Here is a 17,020-nt window from a genome sequence, read left to right as displayed (position 1 = left end):
GCTGACGGAGGGGCCGCCCTCGCAGAGGGCGGAATTTTGCCGAACTGTTCACGGCCGTCTGCGCGGCCGCCCCTCCACCACCGCCTGCGGCGGTGGTCCCCCTCCCCTGAGACAAGCTCAGGGGAGGAATTCGTTTACTGGCTTACCGCGACGCGGTCTCGACACCCTTGGCGAGCGGCTTGGCGATGCGGAACGATACCGGCGTGCCGCCGACATTGCCCGTCACGCGGGTGCCGCGCACGGTGAGCGTGTAGCTCGACCCGCCCGGGAACGCCTTGCCCTCGAGCACCGTGGCGTCGCCGTCGCGGCTGCTGGTATAGACATAGGTGATACCGTCGCGCTTGAAGGTCCGCTCATTCGCATAGGCGGCGACGGGCAGGCTGAGGAGGACGGCAGCGCTGATGAAGGTCTTGATCACGATCTTTCTCCCTTTGGATTTGAAGGGCCAGATCGGCATCCCAAATGTTCTGTTCTCCGCGCCAGAATATGCTGCGTCGCAGCATTGCCAAGCGCGAAGGATGCAAGTGCGATTGCGCATGGCGCAGCCGCCAAAGCGTGCGATGCGCGCGACGAAATTTCAGCCCGGCACAGATTTGCGACAAAGCGGGCGTAGCCTTGTCTGCATCATCGCGCAGGAGTGCAACCATGTCCGACGTCAGTATCGCCCTCAACCGGTTCGGAATGGGCGGCCGCGCAGGGCAGGTGCCCCAGGGCGACCCGCGCCGCTGGCTGACCGCGCAGTTCGACCGGTTCGATCCGCGTCCTGCGCCGATCGCGGCGCTACCGGGTACGAAGCTGATCGCCAGCCAGCTTGCCACCTATCTCGCCGAGGCGCGGATGCTGGGGCAGCGGGCGCGGCGTGAGGCCGGAGCGCGCCGGGGCCGCGCGATGCAGGGCGAGGATGCGATGCGGATGCGCGCACCTGCCGATGCGACCGGCGGGGCGATGGCGGAAGAGGCCGGGAATGACCGCGATCCGGCGATGCAGGCGCGGCGCTTCGCCCGGCAACAGGGGCGCGATCATTATACGACCGCGGTCGGCGCACGCGCGCAGGCGGCGGTGGCGAGCGACACGCCGTTCGTCGAGCGGCTGGTGCATTTCTGGGCCAATCATTTCGCGGTGTCGGCGGACAAGGTGACGATGATCGGGCTGACCGGCGCGTTCGAGTTCGACGCGATCCGCCCCCATGTGCTGGGCAGCTTCCGCGACATGCTCCACGCGGTCGAGCGGCATCCGGCGATGCTGCTCTATCTCGATCAGGCGCAGTCGGTGGGGCCGAACAGCCCGCTGGGCGCGGCGGTCGCGCGGCGGCAGGCGCGACGCCAGATCGGCCTCAACGAAAATCTGGCGCGCGAAATTCTTGAGCTGCACACGCTGGGCGTGCGGACTGGATACAGCCAAGCCGATGTAACCGAATTCGCGCGGGCGATGACCGGTTGGAGCGTCGCCGGGCTGGGACGTGGTCCGGCCGCGCGGATCACCGGCACCGATGGCGAGCCGGGGCGCTTCGTCTTTGCGCCGCGCATCCATGAACCTGGCGCGCGCACGATCCTGGGCAAGCGTTACGAGCAGCAAGGCGAGCGGCAGGCAGCGGCGGTGCTCGACGACCTGGCGGTGCACCCGGCGACGGCGAAGCATATCGCCACCAAGCTGGCGCGGCATTTCGCCGGGGACGAACCGTCCGCGCCGCTCGTGACCAGGCTGGAAGCGGCGTTCCTGAAATCGGGCGGCGACCTGCCGACCGTCTATCGCGCGCTGATCGATGCGCCCGAGGCCTGGGTCGCGCAGCCGGTGAAGTTTCGCACGCCATGGGAATGGTCGATCTCGGCAATGCGGGCGCTGGGCACGCAGGAAATTCCTGCGCAGGCGGTGGTGGGACTGATGAACCAGCTCGGCCAGCCCATCTGGCGGTCGGGATCGCCCGCCGGCTATGACGATATCGCCGCCAGCTGGGCCGGACCGGACGCAGTGATGCGGCGGGTGGAAGCGGCGGAGCGCCTTGCCGCGCGCACCCGCGAGACGATCGATGCGCGTGCCCGCGCTGCCACACTGTTTCCCGATGCGCTCAGCGCGACGACACAACAGGCCATTGCCCGGGCCGAAAGTCCGGCGCAGGGTGTCGCGCTGATGCTCGTCTCGCCCGAATTTCTGCGGAGATAAGGTCATGATTTCACGCCGCAATCTCGTTCTGACCGGCGCCGCCGGGGCGCTGTCGCTGGGCTTTGCGCCGCGACTTGCGTTCGCGCAGGCGGCGACCGATCGCCGTTTCGTCTTCATCATCCAGCGCGGCGCGGCCGATGGACTCGCCACGGTCGCGCCGGTCGGCGACCCGGCCTTTGCCGCGCAGCGCGGCGTGCTGGCGGAGGAATTTGGCGACGCGCCAAAGCTCGACGCGATGTTCGCGCTGCATCCGCGCCTCACCAATGTGGCGCAGCTCTATGCCGCGAAACAGGCGTTGTTCGTCCATGCCGTCGCGTCGCCCTATCGCGACCGTTCGCATTTCGATGCGCAGAATGTGCTCGAGACCGGCGGGAACTCGGCCTATCAGCTCAAGGACGGGTGGCTGAACCGGATGCTCGGGATGCTCCCGGCCGACGAGCGCAAGGGCATCGCGGTCGCAGCGACCATTCCGATGGCGTTGCGCGGGCGGATCGAGGTGGCGTCCTATGCGCCCTCCGCGCTGCCCGACGCATCGGACGATCTGCTCGGCCGTGTTGCGACGCTCTATGCCGAGGATCCGCAGCTGCACGCGATCTGGCAACAGGCGACCGCCACGCGCACGCTGACGGGCGATCTCGTCGCGAACAATGGCCGCAACGCCGCCGCGACCGGCGCGCTCGCCGCGCGGCTGCTGGCTGCGGAGAATGGTGCGCGGATCGCGATGATCGAAACCGGCGGCTGGGATACCCATGCCGGCCAGCGCGGGCGGCTGGGCGCGCAGTTGAACGGACTCGACCAGATGGTCGCGTCGATCAAGGAGGGGCTGGGTCCGCTCTGGGACAAGACGCTGGTGCTGGTCGCGACCGAGTTCGGGCGGACGGTGAAGGTCAACGGAACGCAGGGGACCGACCATGGCACCGCGTCGGTCGCCTGGCTGCTGGGCGGCGCGGTGCAGGGCGGGCGGGTCGTTGCCGACTGGCCGGGCCTCGGCGATGCGGCGCTGTATGAAGGCCGCGACCTCAAGCCGACTGCGGGACTCGACAGCGTGATCGGCAGCGCGGCGGCGGCGCATTTCGGCGTCGACCCCGCGCGGACGATGGCGGCGATGTTCCCCGGGCAGAAAAGCGCGCGGGCGATGGGCGGGCTGGTGCGCGCCTAGGGTCTGAACTCCCGATGCCGGGATCGCCGATCCAGCAGAGCTGGAGACGATCCCGGTACTATTCGAGGAAGACGATCTGCGTGGAGGATTATACCTTCATGATCAGGCGTCCGCCGCGATCGAGCCGGTGCATCAGCATCGGTGCCTTGCCGCGAAAATAATCGTCGACGGCGACACGCGCACCTTCCCAACTGCCATAATCGTCAAGGATCAGAATCCCGCCCGGGGACAGGCGATCATAGAGGATATCCATCGCCGCCTTGGTTGGGGCGTGCCAGTCGGTGTCGATGCGGAGGACGGAGATGGTCTCTGGTACCTCTCGCTCCAGCGTTTCCTCCGCTTTTCCGACGACATAGCGGATTTCGCCCGGATACCCCGTAGAGGTCATGTTGGCCGTCACGTCATCGATGCCCGCACGACACCAGTCGGAGCCGTCGCCGATTCGCGTCTGTTGCCACTTTTCCATTGCGGGCGGGGCACCGCTCCGCGTCTTGCGGTCAAGTTCGGTCGGCTCCGACATGCCTTCATAGGTGTCGTACAGCCACATCCGGCGATGATCGCCGATCTCCTTGAGCGCGAGGGCTGCGGCCATGCTCGATCCGCCGCGCCAGACGCCGAGTTCGACGAAATCGCCCGGGATCTGCCGTGCCGACACATAGCGGACCGATTGAATCAGCGACCATAGCTTCTCCGGCGATGTCAGGGTGAACGGACGCACCCGTTCGATAATCGCCTGGTCCGCATCGGTCAGCTCCGGAATGAGGTCGACGGGCTCGACCGACGGGTGGCCGACGACAGCTTTGACCGCTTTCTTCAGTTGTAAGAGCATTGTCGTTTTAACCTCCCTCAATCGCCGGAATCGCCGACCGATGCCTGGAGTGTGGGCCGGGACGCTGTTCCCGGCAACCGGGATTTTCATCAACTATTACTGTGCCGCGACTTGCGCGCCGCCCGGTTCCGCCCCAGGCGTCGCATCGATGGACTATATATCGCTGTTTCTGCTGGCGTTCGGCGTCAATCTGCTTCCCGCATTCGGTCCGCCGACCTGGTCGATCATCGTGCTGTACGGGCTGAATGGCGATCAGCCGCTCTGGGCGCTGGTGCTGATCGGTGCGCTGGGCGCCGCGCTTGGGCGGCTCGTGCTGGCAATGGGGGCGCGGCGGTTTGCGCACTGGCTGCCGCAACGGATGCAGGACAATGTCGCAGCGGCGCGGATTGCGGTCGAGCGGCGCAGGCATAATGTCATCATCGCTCTCGCGCTGTTCGTGATCTCGCCGCTGCCGTCGGCGCAATTGTTCATGGCGGTGGGGCTGGCGCGGGTGCCGCTGCTTGGCTTCACCGCCGCTTTCTTTACCGGGCGGCTGTTTACCTACAGCTTTTACGGCTGGACCGCGCGCAAGGTGCGGGAGAGCGACTTTGGCGAGGTAATGCTCGCCAATCTCACCAGCCCGTGGGGGATCGCGCTTCAGGTGGCGATGCTGGGATTGCTGGTCGCTCTGGTCAGCGTCGATTGGGGCCGACTGTTCAACGTGTCGCGCGACGAGATGCGCGACAAGGACTGAAGGCTGAAGCGCAATCGTTTCGCCCGAAACGAAATCTTTCCGGCTGGCGCCTTTCCGCGGTGCAGCATCGCGCCTATCTCCCGCGCATGGCCCGGTCCGATCCGCCCCCAGCGCCGCAGCGCCTCGACCGTGCCGGGCTGATCCAGGGCTTGGGTGCCTATGGCATCTGGGGCGTGCTGCCGCTGTTCTTCTGGCTGTTGCAGGGCGTCGATGCGGCGGAGGTCGTGGCGGGGCGCGTGCTGTGGTCGCTGGGACTGCTCGTCATCGTCATCCTGGCGATGCGGCGCGGTCAGGCGATCGTCGCGGCGTTGCGGAACCCGCGCGCGATGCTGTTGCTGACCGCCAGCGCCGCGCTGATCTCGGTCAACTGGCTGGTCTACATCTGGGCGATCCATAACGGCCATGTGTTGGAGGGGAGCCTCGGTTACTTTCTCAACCCGCTGGTCAATGTGCTGCTGGGCGTCGTGCTGCTGCGCGAGAAGCTCGGGCGCGCGCAGGTGATCGCGGTAGTGCTCGCCGGGGTCGGTGTCGCGGTGTTAGCGATCGGCGCGGGGCAGGGGATCTGGATCAGCCTGACGCTCGCCTTTTCGTTCGGCTTTTACGGTCTGGTCCGCAAAGTCGCACCGGTCGGAGCGCTGGAAGGGCTGACGCTCGAAACCGCGATCCTCGCGCCGTTCGGCCTCGCTTATCTGTTCTGGCTGTCGAGCCATGGCGGACTCGCTTTCGGGCAGGAGGCGCTGCCGACCGCGGCGTTGGTCGCTTCGGGCGTGGTGACCGCCGTACCGCTGCTCCTGTTCGCGGGGGCGGCGCGGCGGCTGCCCTATTCGACGCTGGGGCTGCTCCAGTATCTCGCGCCGACGATGCAGTTCATCCTCGCCATCAGTTTTTTCGGCGAGCAGATGACTCTGGCACATGCGCTCTGCTTCGCGCTGATCTGGACCGGCCTTGCGATCTTCGGGATCGACAATTTCCTGACTGCGCGGCGGCGCCGTATCGCGTGACGTGAGGGCGCGGTTGCGCTAGAGCGCGCCGCTTCTGCAATCATCGGACCCGCACATGACGCTCTATACCCGTTTCGCTGCCCATCTCGACGCCGCGCTGGATGCCCTGGTCGCATCCGGCGCTCTTCCGGCGGGGCTGGAGCGACGCGCGGTGACCGTCGAGCCACCGCGCGACACGACGCATGGCGATCTGGCGACCAACGCCGCGATGGTGCTCGCGAAGCCCGCGGGCACCAATCCACGCGCGCTGGCGGAGAAGATCGCGGCCGAGCTGGAGAAGCTGGACGAGGTTTCGGCGGTGTCGGTCGCCGGACCGGGGTTCATCAACCTGACGCTGACCGACGCCACCTGGCGCGGTGAGCTTGCGGCCATCGAGACGGTCGGCGATGCCTATGGCCGGTCGCAGACGGGCGCGGGCGTCACGGTGAACATCGAATATGTCTCCGCCAACCCGACGGGTCCGATGCATATGGGCCATTGCCGCGGCGCGGTGGTGGGCGATGCGCTCGCCAGCCTGCTCGAAGCGGTCGGTCACACGGTGATCCGCGAATATTATGTCAATGACGCGGGCGGACAGGTCGATGTCCTCGCCCGCTCGGGGCACTTGCGCTACCGCGAGGCGCTGGGCGAGACGATCGAGATCCCCGAAGGGCTGTATCCGGGCGAGTATCTCAAGCCTGTCGGCGAGCGGCTTGCCGCCGAGCATGGCGACGCATTCGTCGGCAAGGACGAGAGCGCGTGGCTGGCGCTGTTCCGCAAGGAAGCGGTTGCCGACATGTTGGCGATGATCCGCAGCGACCTCGCGCTGCTCGGCATCCATCACGACCTGTTCTCGTCCGAGGCGGAGTTGCAGGCCGCTGGCAAGCCCGAAGAGGCCGAGGCGTGGCTGCGCGCGCGCGATCTGATCTATGACGGCGTGCTCGAGGCGCCCAAGGGCGAGCTGCCCGATGATTGGGAGCCGGTCGAGCTGCCGCTGTTCCGCTCGACCAGGTTCGGCGACGATCAGGATCGCCCGATCCGCAAGTCGAACGGCGCCTGGACCTATTTCGGCGCGGACATGGCCTATCACTTCCAAAAGGCGCAATCGGCCGACCAGCTGATCGACATCTGGGGCGCCGACCATGCCGGCACCGTCAAGCGCATCGTCGCGGCGGTGACCGCGCTGACCGAGGGCAAGACCCGGTTCGACGTCAAGCTCGTCCAGATGGTCCGCCTGCTGCGCGCCGGCGAGCCGGTGAAGATGTCCAAGCGCTCGGGCAATTTCGTAACGCTTGCCGATGTGGTGAACGAGGTGGGCAAGGACGTGGTCCGCTTCACCATGCTGACCCGCAAGGCCGATGCCCAGATGGATTTCGACTTCGCCAAGGTGGTCGAGGCGTCGAAGGACAATCCGGTCTTCTACGTCCAATATGCCCATGCGCGCGTCGCATCGCTCCATCGCAAGGCCGCCGAGGCCGGGATGGACGTGTCGGGCGAGGCCGACCTGTCCCTGCTTGATACACGCGAACTGGCGCTGGTGAAGCTCGCCGCGCAGTTCCCGCGCGTGGTCGAGGGGGCGGCCGCGGCGCGCGAACCGCACCGGATCGCCTTTTATCTCTATGACTTGGCCGCCGAGTTCCACGCGCTGTGGAACATGGGCAATGACGATCCCGGGCGCCGCTTCCTGCTTGCAGACAATGTGCCGGTCACCCGCGCACGGCTTTTCCTGGCCGACGCGATCGGGCAGGTTATCCGCAACGGTCTCAAGATGATGGGCGTGGAGGCCGTTCAGGAGCTGAGCTGAATGAACGCTGGCGAAGACTATGGAGAGGACCGGCTTCCCTGGCTGGAGACGGTCGAGGATGATTATCAGGAAGGCACCTCGTGGTTGCGCATCGTGCTGCTGGTGCTGGTCGGGCTGGCGATCATCGCCGCGGCGATCTTTGGCTGGTGGTGGTATCAGCGCACCGCGGGCGGCGAGGGCACCGGTGCGCTGATCAACGCGCAGGAGGGCGACTATAAGGTCAAGCCCGACAATCCCGGGGGCATGAAGGTCGAGGGCGAGGGCGACGCCGTCTTTGCCGCGAGCGAGGGCGCGACCACCAACGGGTCGGTCGATGTCTCCGCCGTGCCGGAGGCGCCGGTCGACGGCAAGGCCGCCCCCAAGGCGAGTCCGAAGGCGGTCAGCGGATCGAGCCGGGTGACCGCGCCGGTGCCGACACCGGGCGTGGAGAAGGCGGCGGCGCCGACGCAAAGGGCACCCGGGCCTTCGGCGGGGAGCGCGACGATCCAGCTCGGCTCCTTCCCCGACGCGGCGGGGGCGAACACGGCGTGGGCGCGGCTGTCGAAGCGGTTCGACTATCTCGCGCCGCTCGGCAAATTGGTCGAGAAGGCCGAGGTGAACGGGCGGACGGTGTACCGGCTGCGCGTCAATGCGGGCAGCAACGGCCAGGCACGGGAATTGTGCGGGCGGCTCAAGGCGGCTGGTGAGGCGTGCTTCCTGGCCGGGGGGTGAAACGTCCTGTTCCTCCCCTGCGCAGCAGGGGAGGGGGACCGCGCCCGAAGGGCGTGGTGGAGGGGCGGCCGCGCAGACGGCCGTGACCGGCTCGGCAAAATTCCGCCGCTTGCAGCGGCGGCCCCTCCGTCATCGCTTTGCGATGCCACCTCCCCTGCGGTGCAGGGGAGGAATTGGACTGGAATCTTGGCCGCGCCCCTGTTCTAACCGGCGCATGAAGCCCGTCATTTTCGGCCTGTCCGGCCCCGTCCTTACCGCCGATGAAGCCGCGTTCTTCCGCGATGCGGACCCGCTCGGCTATATCCTGTTCGGCCGCAACTGTGTCGATCGGGCGCAGATGCGCGCGCTGACCGACAGTCTGCGCGAGCTCTCCGGGCGCGACGACGTGCCGATCCTGATCGATCAGGAGGGCGGGCGCGTCGCGCGGATGGCGCCGCCGGAATGGCCCGCTTTCCCTGCCGGGCCGGCATTCGACGTATTGTATGAGCGCGCGCCCTCCTCGGCGATCGAAGCGTCGCGGGCGAACGGCCATGCGCTGGCGCTGATGCTGGCGGAGGTGGGCGTCACGGTGAACTGCGCGCCGTTGCTCGACGTGCGGCAGCCCGAGACGACGCCTGCGGTCGGCGGGCGGACCTTTGGCAGCGATCCGATGCGGGTCGCCGCTCTGGGCCGGGCGATGCTCGACGGCATGGCGCGCGGCGGGGTGGTCGGTGTGGTCAAGCATATGCCGGGGCATGGGCGCGGCGTGGTCGACAGCCATTATGAGCTGCCCGTGGTGCGCGCATCGGATGCCGAGCTGGAAAGCGATATCGAGCCGTTCCGCACGCTCAGGGACGCGCCGATGGGCATGACGTGTCACGTGGTGTTCGAGGCATGGGATGCCGAGCATCCGGCAACGCTCTCTCCCACCGTGATCCGCGAGGTGATCCGCGGGCGCATCGGGTTCGACGGACTGTTGATGACCGACGATATCGACATGAAGGCGCTGTCGGGCACGGCGGGGGAAAAGGCGGCGCAGGCGATCGCCGCAGGGTGCGACGTCGCGCTCGATTGCTGGGCGCGGATGGACGAGATGGAGGAGATTGTCGGGCGTCTCAGCGATGCGCCACCGGTGACGCTGGCGCGGCTGGAGCGGGCGATGGCCAGCGTGCGGCCGGAAGAAGCGGAGATCGAGGAACTGGTTGCCAAGCGGGAGGCGCTGCTTGGGTTGGTCTAACGCCCTAATTCCTCCCCCGAGCAAGCTCAGGGGAGGGGGACCGCTCGCGCAGCGAGTGGTGGAGGGGCGGCCGCGCAGACGGCCGACAACGTCTCGGCAAAACTCCGCCGTCTGCGCGGCGGCCCCTCCGTCATCGCTTCGCGATGCCACCTCCCCTGCGGGGCAGGGGAGGAATTTGCAGTGACCGACCCCCAGCCCCTCACCATCGATATCGACGGCTGGGAAGGGCCGCTCGACCTGTTGCTCGCGCTGGCCCGTAACCAGAAGGTCGATCTGCGCCAGCTTTCGATCCTTCAACTGGTCGATCAGTATCTCAACTATGTAAACGGCGCGCAGGAGTTGAAGCTCGAACTCGCGGCGGATTATCTGGTGATGGCGGCGTGGCTCGCCTATCTCAAATCGGCGCTGCTGCTGCCCCGCGATCCCGAGGAAACGCCCAGTCCCGAAGACCTCGCCTTGCGGCTGCAATTGCGGCTGGAGCGGCTGAGCGCGATGCGCGAGGCGGGCGCGCGGCTGGTGGCGCGCGACAGGATGGGGCGCGACGTGTTCGTGCGCGGCGCGCCTGAGGGGCTGAAGACCGTCCGCAAATCGCGCTGGCAGGCGGAAATCTATGACCTGATCGCTGCCTATGGTCAGATCAGTGCGCGGACGCGGCCGGTGATGCACATTGTCGCGGTGCGCCCGGTGATGACGCTGGAGGAAGCGATCCAGCGCGTGTCCGAACTGGTCGGGCAGCGGATCGACTGGACGACGATCGAAAGCTTCCTGCCCGATGGCGCTAGCGGCTTGTACCGCAAGTCGGCGCTCGCCAGTTCGTTTGTGGCCGCCCTCGAGCTCGCCCGGCAGGGCAGGGTGGAATTGAAGCAGAAATCGGCCTTTGCGCCGCTCTACCTCAAGGCGGCCGAGGCATGAAGGCGCCCGACGAGACGATGCGCGCGATCGAGGCGGTGCTGTTCGCGTCCGAAAACCCGCTCACGGTCGCGGAGATTCGCGCCTATGTGGGTGAGGAGGCGGATATTCCCGCCGCGCTCGCGGCGCTGGCGGCCGACTATGCCGGGCGCGGGGTCGAGCTGGTCGAGCGGGGCGGGCGCTGGCATTTCCAGACCGCCGCCGATCTCGCCAATTTCCTGCGCCGCGACCGCGAGGACAGCCGCAAGCTCAGCCGCGCGGGGATCGAGACGCTGGCGATCATCGCCTATCACGAGCCGGTGACCCGCGCGGAGATCGAGGCGATTCGCGGCGTGCAGATTTCCAAGGGCACGCTCGACGTGCTGATGGAGGCGGGGTGGATTCGCCCCGCGGGGCGCCGCGAAGTGCCGGGGCGCCCTCTGCTCTATGCCACCACGGCGGAGTTTTTGACCCATTTCGGCCTCGCCAGCCGCCGCGACCTGCCCGGAATCGACGATCTGCGTGCTGCCGGGCTGCTCGATCCGGTCGATCTTGCGTTCGAAGCGGCACATTCGGGCGGGGAAGCGGTGGTAACCGACGACGAAGACGACTAGATAGCCGGGGAATCAACGGAGAGTCCCGATGGGTAGCATGAGTTTGATGCACTGGCTGATCGTCGGCGTGCTCGTCATCCTGTTGTTCGGGGGCAGCCGCTTCTCGAACATGATGGGTGACGTCGCCAAGGGCATCAAGCAGTTCAAAAAGGGTATGGCCGAGGACGACGAGACGCCCGCAAAGCCGGCCGAGATCGAGGCGAAGCGCGTCAACGATCCGCAACCGCAGGCGCAACCGCAGGCATCGACCGAAGCGCGTCCGGCGCAGGACGAGCGCTGACTTTCACACCGCGGCCCTGTGCTGCGGCCAGGCGGATCGGCTGATCGATGCTTGACTTCAACGCGCCCGAATTCCTGATCGTGGGCATCGTTGCTCTATTGGTGATCGGGCCGAAGGATTTGCCAAAGGCGATGCGCCTTGTCGGCCATTGGGTCGGCAAGGCGCGCCGGGTTGCGGGCCAGTTCCGCAGCGGCTTCGACACGATGGTGCGCGAGGCCGAACTTGCCGAGATGGAAAAGAAATGGGCGGAGGAGAATGCGCGGATCATGCGCGAGCATCCACCCGAAAAGATGCTGCCATCCCCCGTCTATGATCCCAATCCCGAGGGGACGGCGCCTGCGGTGGTCGAGCCCGAGGATGTGCCGCCGACGACCGTCGAGCCGCCGGTGCTGAAGCCCGAATCGGAGCATGTCGCGCCCGAGGCGGCCGACCCGCCCAAGCCGCGCGCGCCGCGCAAGAAGAAGGCGGATTCGTGAGCGACGGGGACGAACTCGACAACACCGAAGCGCCGTTGCTCGATCATCTGATCGAACTGCGCCGGCGGCTGCTCTATTGCGTCGTCGCGCTGGTCGCGACCTTCGCGCTCTGCTTCTATTTCGCCAAGCCGATCTTCGGCATCCTGGTCCATCCGCTGGCGGCGGCGGGGCAGGATCGGCTGATCTTCACCCAGATTTTCGAAGCCTTCATGGTGCAGATCAAGGTCGGGTTTTTCGGCGCGCTGATGCTGTCCTTCCCGGTGATCGCCAACCAGCTGTGGCAATTCGTGGCGCCGGGACTGTACCGCAAGGAAAAGCGCGCATTGCTGCCCTTCCTGCTGGCGACGCCGGTGCTGTTCGCGCTCGGTGCGGCGATGGCCTATTTCTTCGCGATTCCCGTGGCGCTGAAGTTCCTGTTGGGACTCGAAGGCGATCTGGGCGGCGGGGTGAAGCAGGAAGCCCTGCCCGCGGTCGGAAACTATCTCGATTTCGTGATGCAGTTCATTTTCGCGTTCGGCATCTCGTTCCTGCTGCCGGTGCTGCTGATGCTGCTGGAGCGTGCGGGGATCGTCACCTATGAGCAGCTGAAGGGCGCTTGGCGCTACGCCGTTGTGGCCGCCTTTGCGATCGCCGCGGTGCTGACGCCGCCCGATATCGGGTCGCAGCTGTTGCTGGCCGGGCCATTATGCGGCCTGTATTTCCTGTCGCTCGGCGCGATTTGGTTCACCCGGCACCGCCGCCAGAAGGAAGAGGCGGCGACCGAAGCCGCCGCCGGGGAATAGGGTTATTTCGCGTCGTCGGCCGTGTCGGCGACGGTGTCGCCCGCAGACGAGACGTCGCGACCAAGTCCTTCGACCGTATTGCACGCCGACAGGGTAAGCCCTCCAGCAAGCACCGCCATGAACAACAATTTCCGCATGATATGTCTCCAACAGAGAGTCTGCGCGGATTGAATGCGCAGATCGCGCCTTCGTTCCGCTGTTGATCTGAAGTCGGGAGAGAAGGGCGGCGCCATCGCCGAAAGAATAAGACCCGGAAGCGTCACCGGGGGGGGAGGGGTTGACGCTTCCGGGCCTGTGTCTTGGATAGCGAGAGCGGGGGGGCAAAAGGTCGCTATCCGAATTGCATAACGAGGCGGGCGGGCGCGGGTTCCCGGGCTGACTCGATTTTTTTTTTGAACGGGAATTTCAGGCGCGGCCGGTGACCGCCACCGCGACCTCGAACGCGCCGACCATCGGGTCATGGTGCAGCTGGGACCGCAGCTGGCGAACCAGCCCGCCGATGATGCGCCCATAACGATGCTCGTAAAGGTCCGAAAAAGCAGCGGATTCGGTCAGCGCGGGCGAGCTGATGCGGAGCATCGCGCTGTCCGTTTCCCCTTCCATCTGGGTCGAGATGTTGATCTGCGCCGCCCCGCCCGCAAGCATCGCCAGTTCGACGATCTCGGTGATGAGGAAGGCGATGGCGACGGCATTGTCCTGCGACACCAGCAGCGGGGCGATGTCGATCCTGACCCCCACCGGGCTGTCATCCGGTGCGGTGGCGCGGAGGTTTGACGCCAGCTCGCCGATCACCGATCGCAGCTCGATCCCGCGCGTATCCTCGAACCCGGCATAATGGTGGCGGTGGACGACCGCGAGCGCATCGACGCGCCGCTGGATCGAGGCATAGGCGGCGAGCGCGTCGGGGCCGGGCGCGCTGCGCGAGTGGAAATTGATGAGGCTGGCGATGACCTGAAGGTTGTTCTTGACCCGGTGATGCACTTCGCGAGTCAGCTTGGTCTGGCGCGACAGCCCCTCGGCCAGGTCGAGTTCGTGAAGTTGCACGGTCCGGCTGAGATCGCGGAACGTGTCGCCGAGCGCGCGGATTTCCTGCGCGGGAATCTCACTTCCGGAAACCGGATCGATCAGCTCGCCCGGCTGATAGGCGCCGACCGTGGTGCGTAGCCGGCGCAGCGGACGGATGAGCAGCCGGTCGACGACGAACCAAGCGATCCCGGCGGCGAGAAACCACATCAGAAAGGGCGAGAGCGCGGAGATGATCGCGGATGAGGTCACCGGTGCGCTGGCCACCGTCATCTGGAGCTGGAGATTGTACAGCCCGAGATCGACGCTCTGCACTTCGGTGCGGCCGAGCAGCCCCTGGCCGTCGAGCGCCCGGAGCGTGAGATTGCGTTCGCCATCGGAAAGCAGGATGCCGAAATCACGGGCCATCGCGCTCGGTTCGGCCGCGACCGCAAGGAAATCCCGCGGGAAAAAGGCGCGCGCCACATGGCCGGTGGCGCCTGCAATCTCGATCTGAACGCCGCTGTCGGGAACCAGCCGGACCAGGGTTTGGTCGGAACGCAACTCCTCGCCCGCGACGGAAGGAAGCGGGACGCCGCAAATGACCCGGCGTTCGGGGTCGAGCACCACATAGCGGATGCCGCTTGCCGCCTGGGGTTCGAAGATTCCCGCGAGGCGCCCGCAATTGGGCGCCTGGCCCGGATCGGCGGGCAGGGCGGACCCGAGCTCGCGCGCTTCCCAGGCGAGTTCGCTGCGCAGTGACCGCGCCGATTCGCTGATCGCGATGCGCAGCCGTGCGCGCACCTCCTGATCGGCGATTCGGGTCGATTGGAGCGAGGCGAGAAAGGCGACGAGCGCGAAAGGCAGCAATGCCGCGCTGAGAATCAGGAAAACCTTGGCGCCGGTGGGCATCCGCGCCAGTGCCGCGACCGGCCCGCCGCCACCGCGCCGAGAAAGGTCGTGGCCATCCATTCGGCTTTGAATCAGTCTAGCTTGCGCAACAGGTCAAGCAGATCGTCGGGCACGTCCTCCGAGGCGGCGTCCTGATAGACACGACGCAGGGCGTCGCCGACATTTCGGCCGTCCTTTGGCGTGCTGATCTTGCGCGCCGGTTCATCCCCGCCCCGTCGCTGCGGTGATTTATTTTTGTCGTCGGCCGAAAACACCTCGTCCCCCTGATTGCCCGGGAAATGGGCGGATGCACAAAAACCGGGGCGTGTTCAAGTCACCGCCCCACGGCGAGAATGCCGCACAGTCCGCATGAAACCAATCTTAAGCTCGTTTGTTCCACAGGCGATGCGAAATCCGGGGAGGGGCTTTCTTCGGACCAGCAGACCACTTGCAAAAGCCACGATGCCGTGTCCACTACAGGGCATCGCCGAAGGAGAATAGTTCCACATGTCGCTTGGACAGCAGCTCGCGCCTCATCTTCCGTTCCTACGCCGCTATGGTCGCGCGCTCACCGGTAGCCAGATCGAGGGCGACCGCTATGTGCGCGCCACGCTGGAGGCGATCGTCGCCGCGCCCGAAGAATTCCCGCGCGACGTCGATCCACGCCTTGGCCTGTACCGCACCTTTCAGGCGATCTGGGGATCGACCCATCTCGACGATCGTCCCGAGCCGGGCGACACCGGATCGGACAGCGAGAATGAGGCGATCGCCCGTGCGCGGCTTGCCCGGCTGGCCCCGCGTTCGCGCCAGGCGTTGCTGCTGACGGCGATGGAGGGCTTCACCAGCGAGGATGCCGCCTATCTGCTCGAGGAAAGCGCCGATTCGGTCGAGGAGCTGGTCTCGCACGCGCTGTCGGAGATCGAGAGCCAGACCCGCGCGCGCGTGCTCATCATCGAGGATGAGCCGCTAATCGCGATGGACCTCGAAACCATCGTCCGCGATCAGGGGCATGACGTAACCGGCGTCGCGGTGACGCGGGACGAGGCAGTGGCGCTGGCGATGGAGGACCGCCCCGGCCTGGTGCTCGCCGATATCCAGCTGGCCGATGACAGTTCGGGCATCGATGCGGTCAAGGATATCCTGGCGCAGTTCAACGTGCCGGTGATCTTCATCACCGCTTTCCCGGAGCGGCTGCTGACCGGCGAGCGGCCCGAGCCGACCTTCCTGATTACCAAGCCGTTCCAGCGTTCGACGGTGAAGGCGGCGATCAGCCAGGCACTGTTTTTCGACCAGGCGACCGTTCCGGTTAACTGAAAGTTCCATTTCTTTCGGACCTAAAACGGTTTTGGGGGGTTGTTGGGGTCATGACTGATCACAACGACCCCCAGCATATCGAAACGGATCGCGCCCGTGCCGGAGCGACCCCGCATATGACCCGCTACATTCTCGCGATCTCGCTCGTGCTGATTGTGGCGATCTACGCGATCTATCTGCTTCTTTGACAAAAGGGGCTGGCGGCGACGATCGGTAGCCCTATCTCGGGCAGGACGGCGTGCGCCGATTCACATGAACGGATTTCAATGAGCGACACCGAACATCAGCCGGGCGAGGGGGAGCATGTCGCGCTCTCCGATCCCGAGTTCAAGGAACAGCTCGCGCTGGTGATCCCTCACCTGCGCGCGTTTGGCCGCTCGCTGTCCGGCAGCCGCGATCTCGCCGACGATCTGGTTCAGGAGACGCTGATGAAGGCCTGGGCCGCGCGTCAGCGGTTTCAGGCCGGCACGAACATGCGCGCCTGGACCTTTATCATCCTGCGCAACCTCTATCTCAGCCAGATGCGCCGCGCCCGGTTCAAGGGCGAGTGGGACGATCTGGTTGCCGACCGCATCCTCGCCGCGCCTGCCAGTCAGGATCGGCATGTCGAGCTTGCCGATATGCAGCGCGCATTGCTCCATCTGCCCCAGCCCCAACGCGAGGCGCTGATTCTGGTCGGCGCGGGCGGTTTCGCCTATGAGGAAGCGGCCGAGATTTGCGGCGTGGCGGTGGGCACAATCAAGAGCCGGGTCGCGCGCGGTCGCGTGGCGCTGGAAGCGCTGATGAATGGCGGGGACCTGCCGTCGCGCGCCGACAGCGAGAGCGACGGACGCAGCGCGCTCGATACGATCATGGATGAAGTGAACGAGTTGAGCCGCGACTGAGCCGCCCAATACCGAGCGGCCTTATCCGGAAATCCTCGTTCAGTGCGCGTCCGGGCCCCCGTTAACCGGCCCCTTGTCGGTGAGCTGGCGAAGCAGTGCGGCCATGTCGTCGGGAATTCCCTGATCACGCGCATAGGCGTCCCGCAGCACGAAGCCGATCGGGTCGGTCGTGCGTGGTGCTTCGACCCAATAGCCGCTATCGCGGCGTCCGTTGGTCTGTCGAGGCGGGTGCGTGCTCATGGGGGGTAGAACGTTTCATATCGAAATTTGTTGCTTGACATGTCATACAGAATCTGA

General features: G+C 66.3%; 21 protein-coding genes. 15 read left to right on the top strand and 6 right to left on the bottom strand.

The window, feature by feature from the left end; translation table 11 throughout:
- Positions 1 to 142 precede the first annotated feature (142 nt).
- Positions 143 to 418, bottom strand: a complete 276-nt coding sequence (locus tag FPZ54_RS07500; RefSeq protein WP_239019751.1) for a hypothetical protein — start codon at positions 416 to 418, stop codon at positions 143 to 145.
- Positions 419 to 645: 227 nt separating this feature from the next.
- On the opposite strand from FPZ54_RS07500, the gene FPZ54_RS07495 reads away from it, so the two are divergent.
- Together FPZ54_RS07495 and FPZ54_RS07490 are read left to right on the top strand one after the other, a co-directional pair.
- The gene (locus tag FPZ54_RS07495) at positions 646 to 2,160 is read left to right on the top strand and encodes a DUF1800 domain-containing protein (RefSeq protein ID WP_145846138.1); all 1,515 of its coding nucleotides are present in this window, start codon (positions 646 to 648) and stop codon (positions 2,158 to 2,160) included.
- Between the two features lie 4 nt (positions 2,161 to 2,164).
- A complete protein-coding gene (locus FPZ54_RS07490; RefSeq protein WP_145846136.1) occupies positions 2,165 to 3,319 on the top strand; it encodes a DUF1501 domain-containing protein in 1,155 nt (384 codons plus the stop codon).
- Between the two features lie 88 nt (positions 3,320 to 3,407).
- Here the strand turns inward: FPZ54_RS07490 and FPZ54_RS07485 are convergent, their stop codons facing one another.
- Entirely contained in the window at positions 3,408 to 4,148 is a 741-nt protein-coding gene (locus FPZ54_RS07485) for a TylF/MycF/NovP-related O-methyltransferase (RefSeq protein ID WP_186456947.1), read from the bottom strand.
- A 148-nt stretch (positions 4,149 to 4,296) separates the two neighbouring features.
- Between FPZ54_RS07485 and FPZ54_RS07480 the strand changes: the two genes are divergently transcribed.
- From FPZ54_RS07480 to tatC, 10 genes are all read left to right on the top strand, one after another.
- On the top strand, positions 4,297 to 4,881 hold the full coding sequence (locus FPZ54_RS07480) for an SNARE-associated domain-containing protein (RefSeq protein ID WP_145846133.1): 585 nt from the start codon (positions 4,297 to 4,299) through the stop codon (positions 4,879 to 4,881).
- Positions 4,882 to 4,940: 59 nt separating this feature from the next.
- Positions 4,941 to 5,882: an EamA family transporter RarD gene (gene rarD / locus FPZ54_RS07475; RefSeq protein ID WP_239019750.1), complete on the top strand. Its 942-nt coding sequence runs from the start codon at positions 4,941 to 4,943 to the stop codon at positions 5,880 to 5,882.
- Positions 5,883 to 5,937: 55 nt separating this feature from the next.
- Positions 5,938 to 7,665 (top strand): arginine--tRNA ligase, encoded by a 1,728-nt coding sequence (gene argS, locus FPZ54_RS07470; protein WP_145846130.1) that lies wholly within the window; start codon positions 5,938 to 5,940, stop codon positions 7,663 to 7,665.
- A complete protein-coding gene (locus tag FPZ54_RS07465) occupies positions 7,666 to 8,376 on the top strand; it encodes an SPOR domain-containing protein (RefSeq protein WP_145846129.1) in 711 nt (236 codons plus the stop codon).
- A 214-nt stretch (positions 8,377 to 8,590) separates the two neighbouring features.
- Complete coding sequence (gene nagZ / locus FPZ54_RS07460) at positions 8,591 to 9,592, top strand: beta-N-acetylhexosaminidase (RefSeq protein ID WP_145846127.1); 1,002 nt, start codon at positions 8,591 to 8,593, stop codon at positions 9,590 to 9,592.
- Positions 9,593 to 9,772: 180 nt separating this feature from the next.
- Positions 9,773 to 10,504, top strand: a complete 732-nt coding sequence (locus tag FPZ54_RS07455; protein WP_145846126.1) for a segregation and condensation protein A — start codon at positions 9,773 to 9,775, stop codon at positions 10,502 to 10,504.
- Positions 10,501 to 11,094 carry an SMC-Scp complex subunit ScpB gene (scpB, locus tag FPZ54_RS07450; protein ID WP_145846124.1) on the top strand — a complete coding sequence of 198 codons (594 nt, stop codon included), beginning with the start codon at positions 10,501 to 10,503 and terminating at the stop codon, positions 11,092 to 11,094. Before FPZ54_RS07455 ends, scpB begins: the two co-directional genes overlap by 4 nt.
- A gap of 28 nt (positions 11,095 to 11,122) precedes the next feature.
- Positions 11,123 to 11,374 carry a twin-arginine translocase TatA/TatE family subunit gene (locus FPZ54_RS07445; RefSeq protein ID WP_145846122.1) on the top strand — a complete coding sequence of 84 codons (252 nt, stop codon included), beginning with the start codon at positions 11,123 to 11,125 and terminating at the stop codon, positions 11,372 to 11,374.
- A 47-nt stretch (positions 11,375 to 11,421) separates the two neighbouring features.
- Positions 11,422 to 11,850: a Sec-independent protein translocase protein TatB gene (tatB, locus tag FPZ54_RS07440; RefSeq protein ID WP_145846121.1), complete on the top strand. Its 429-nt coding sequence runs from the start codon at positions 11,422 to 11,424 to the stop codon at positions 11,848 to 11,850.
- Positions 11,847 to 12,632: a twin-arginine translocase subunit TatC gene (gene tatC, locus FPZ54_RS07435; protein ID WP_145846120.1), complete on the top strand. Its 786-nt coding sequence runs from the start codon at positions 11,847 to 11,849 to the stop codon at positions 12,630 to 12,632. Before tatB ends, tatC begins: the two co-directional genes overlap by 4 nt.
- 2 nt (positions 12,633 to 12,634) lie before the next feature.
- Here tatC and FPZ54_RS07430 read toward each other — a convergent pair whose 3' ends face one another.
- The 3 genes from FPZ54_RS07430 to FPZ54_RS20135 all read right to left on the bottom strand — a co-directional run bounded on the left by FPZ54_RS07430 (position 12,635) and on the right by FPZ54_RS20135 (position 14,800).
- The gene (locus FPZ54_RS07430) at positions 12,635 to 12,769 is read right to left on the bottom strand and encodes an entericidin A/B family lipoprotein (RefSeq protein WP_145846118.1); all 135 of its coding nucleotides are present in this window, start codon (positions 12,767 to 12,769) and stop codon (positions 12,635 to 12,637) included.
- A 268-nt stretch (positions 12,770 to 13,037) separates the two neighbouring features.
- Positions 13,038 to 14,606: a sensor histidine kinase gene (locus tag FPZ54_RS07425; protein WP_239019749.1), complete on the bottom strand. Its 1,569-nt coding sequence runs from the start codon at positions 14,604 to 14,606 to the stop codon at positions 13,038 to 13,040.
- Between the two features lie 11 nt (positions 14,607 to 14,617).
- A complete protein-coding gene (locus tag FPZ54_RS20135) occupies positions 14,618 to 14,800 on the bottom strand; it encodes a NepR family anti-sigma factor (RefSeq protein WP_145846116.1) in 183 nt (60 codons plus the stop codon).
- 232 nt (positions 14,801 to 15,032) lie between these two features.
- Here FPZ54_RS20135 and FPZ54_RS07415 point away from each other — a divergent pair, with 232 nt between their 5' ends.
- The 3 genes from FPZ54_RS07415 to FPZ54_RS07410 all read left to right on the top strand — a co-directional run bounded on the left by FPZ54_RS07415 (position 15,033) and on the right by FPZ54_RS07410 (position 16,723).
- On the top strand, positions 15,033 to 15,839 hold the full coding sequence (locus FPZ54_RS07415; RefSeq protein WP_145846114.1) for a response regulator: 807 nt from the start codon (positions 15,033 to 15,035) through the stop codon (positions 15,837 to 15,839).
- Positions 15,840 to 15,889: 50 nt separating this feature from the next.
- Positions 15,890 to 16,027: a hypothetical protein gene (locus tag FPZ54_RS19775; protein ID WP_186456946.1), complete on the top strand. Its 138-nt coding sequence runs from the start codon at positions 15,890 to 15,892 to the stop codon at positions 16,025 to 16,027.
- 78 nt (positions 16,028 to 16,105) lie between these two features.
- Positions 16,106 to 16,723: a sigma-70 family RNA polymerase sigma factor gene (locus FPZ54_RS07410; RefSeq protein ID WP_145846112.1), complete on the top strand. Its 618-nt coding sequence runs from the start codon at positions 16,106 to 16,108 to the stop codon at positions 16,721 to 16,723.
- 39 nt (positions 16,724 to 16,762) lie between these two features.
- Here the strand turns inward: FPZ54_RS07410 and FPZ54_RS07405 are convergent, their stop codons facing one another.
- Entirely contained in the window at positions 16,763 to 16,963 is a 201-nt protein-coding gene (locus FPZ54_RS07405; protein WP_145846110.1) for a hypothetical protein, read from the bottom strand.
- Positions 16,964 to 17,020: the final 57 nt, after the last annotated feature.

The organism is Sphingomonas suaedae, from assembly GCF_007833215.1.
Taxonomy (GTDB): Bacteria; Pseudomonadota; Alphaproteobacteria; order Sphingomonadales; family Sphingomonadaceae; genus Sphingomonas; species Sphingomonas suaedae.
This window is presented reverse-complemented; position numbering and strand designations above follow the sequence as displayed.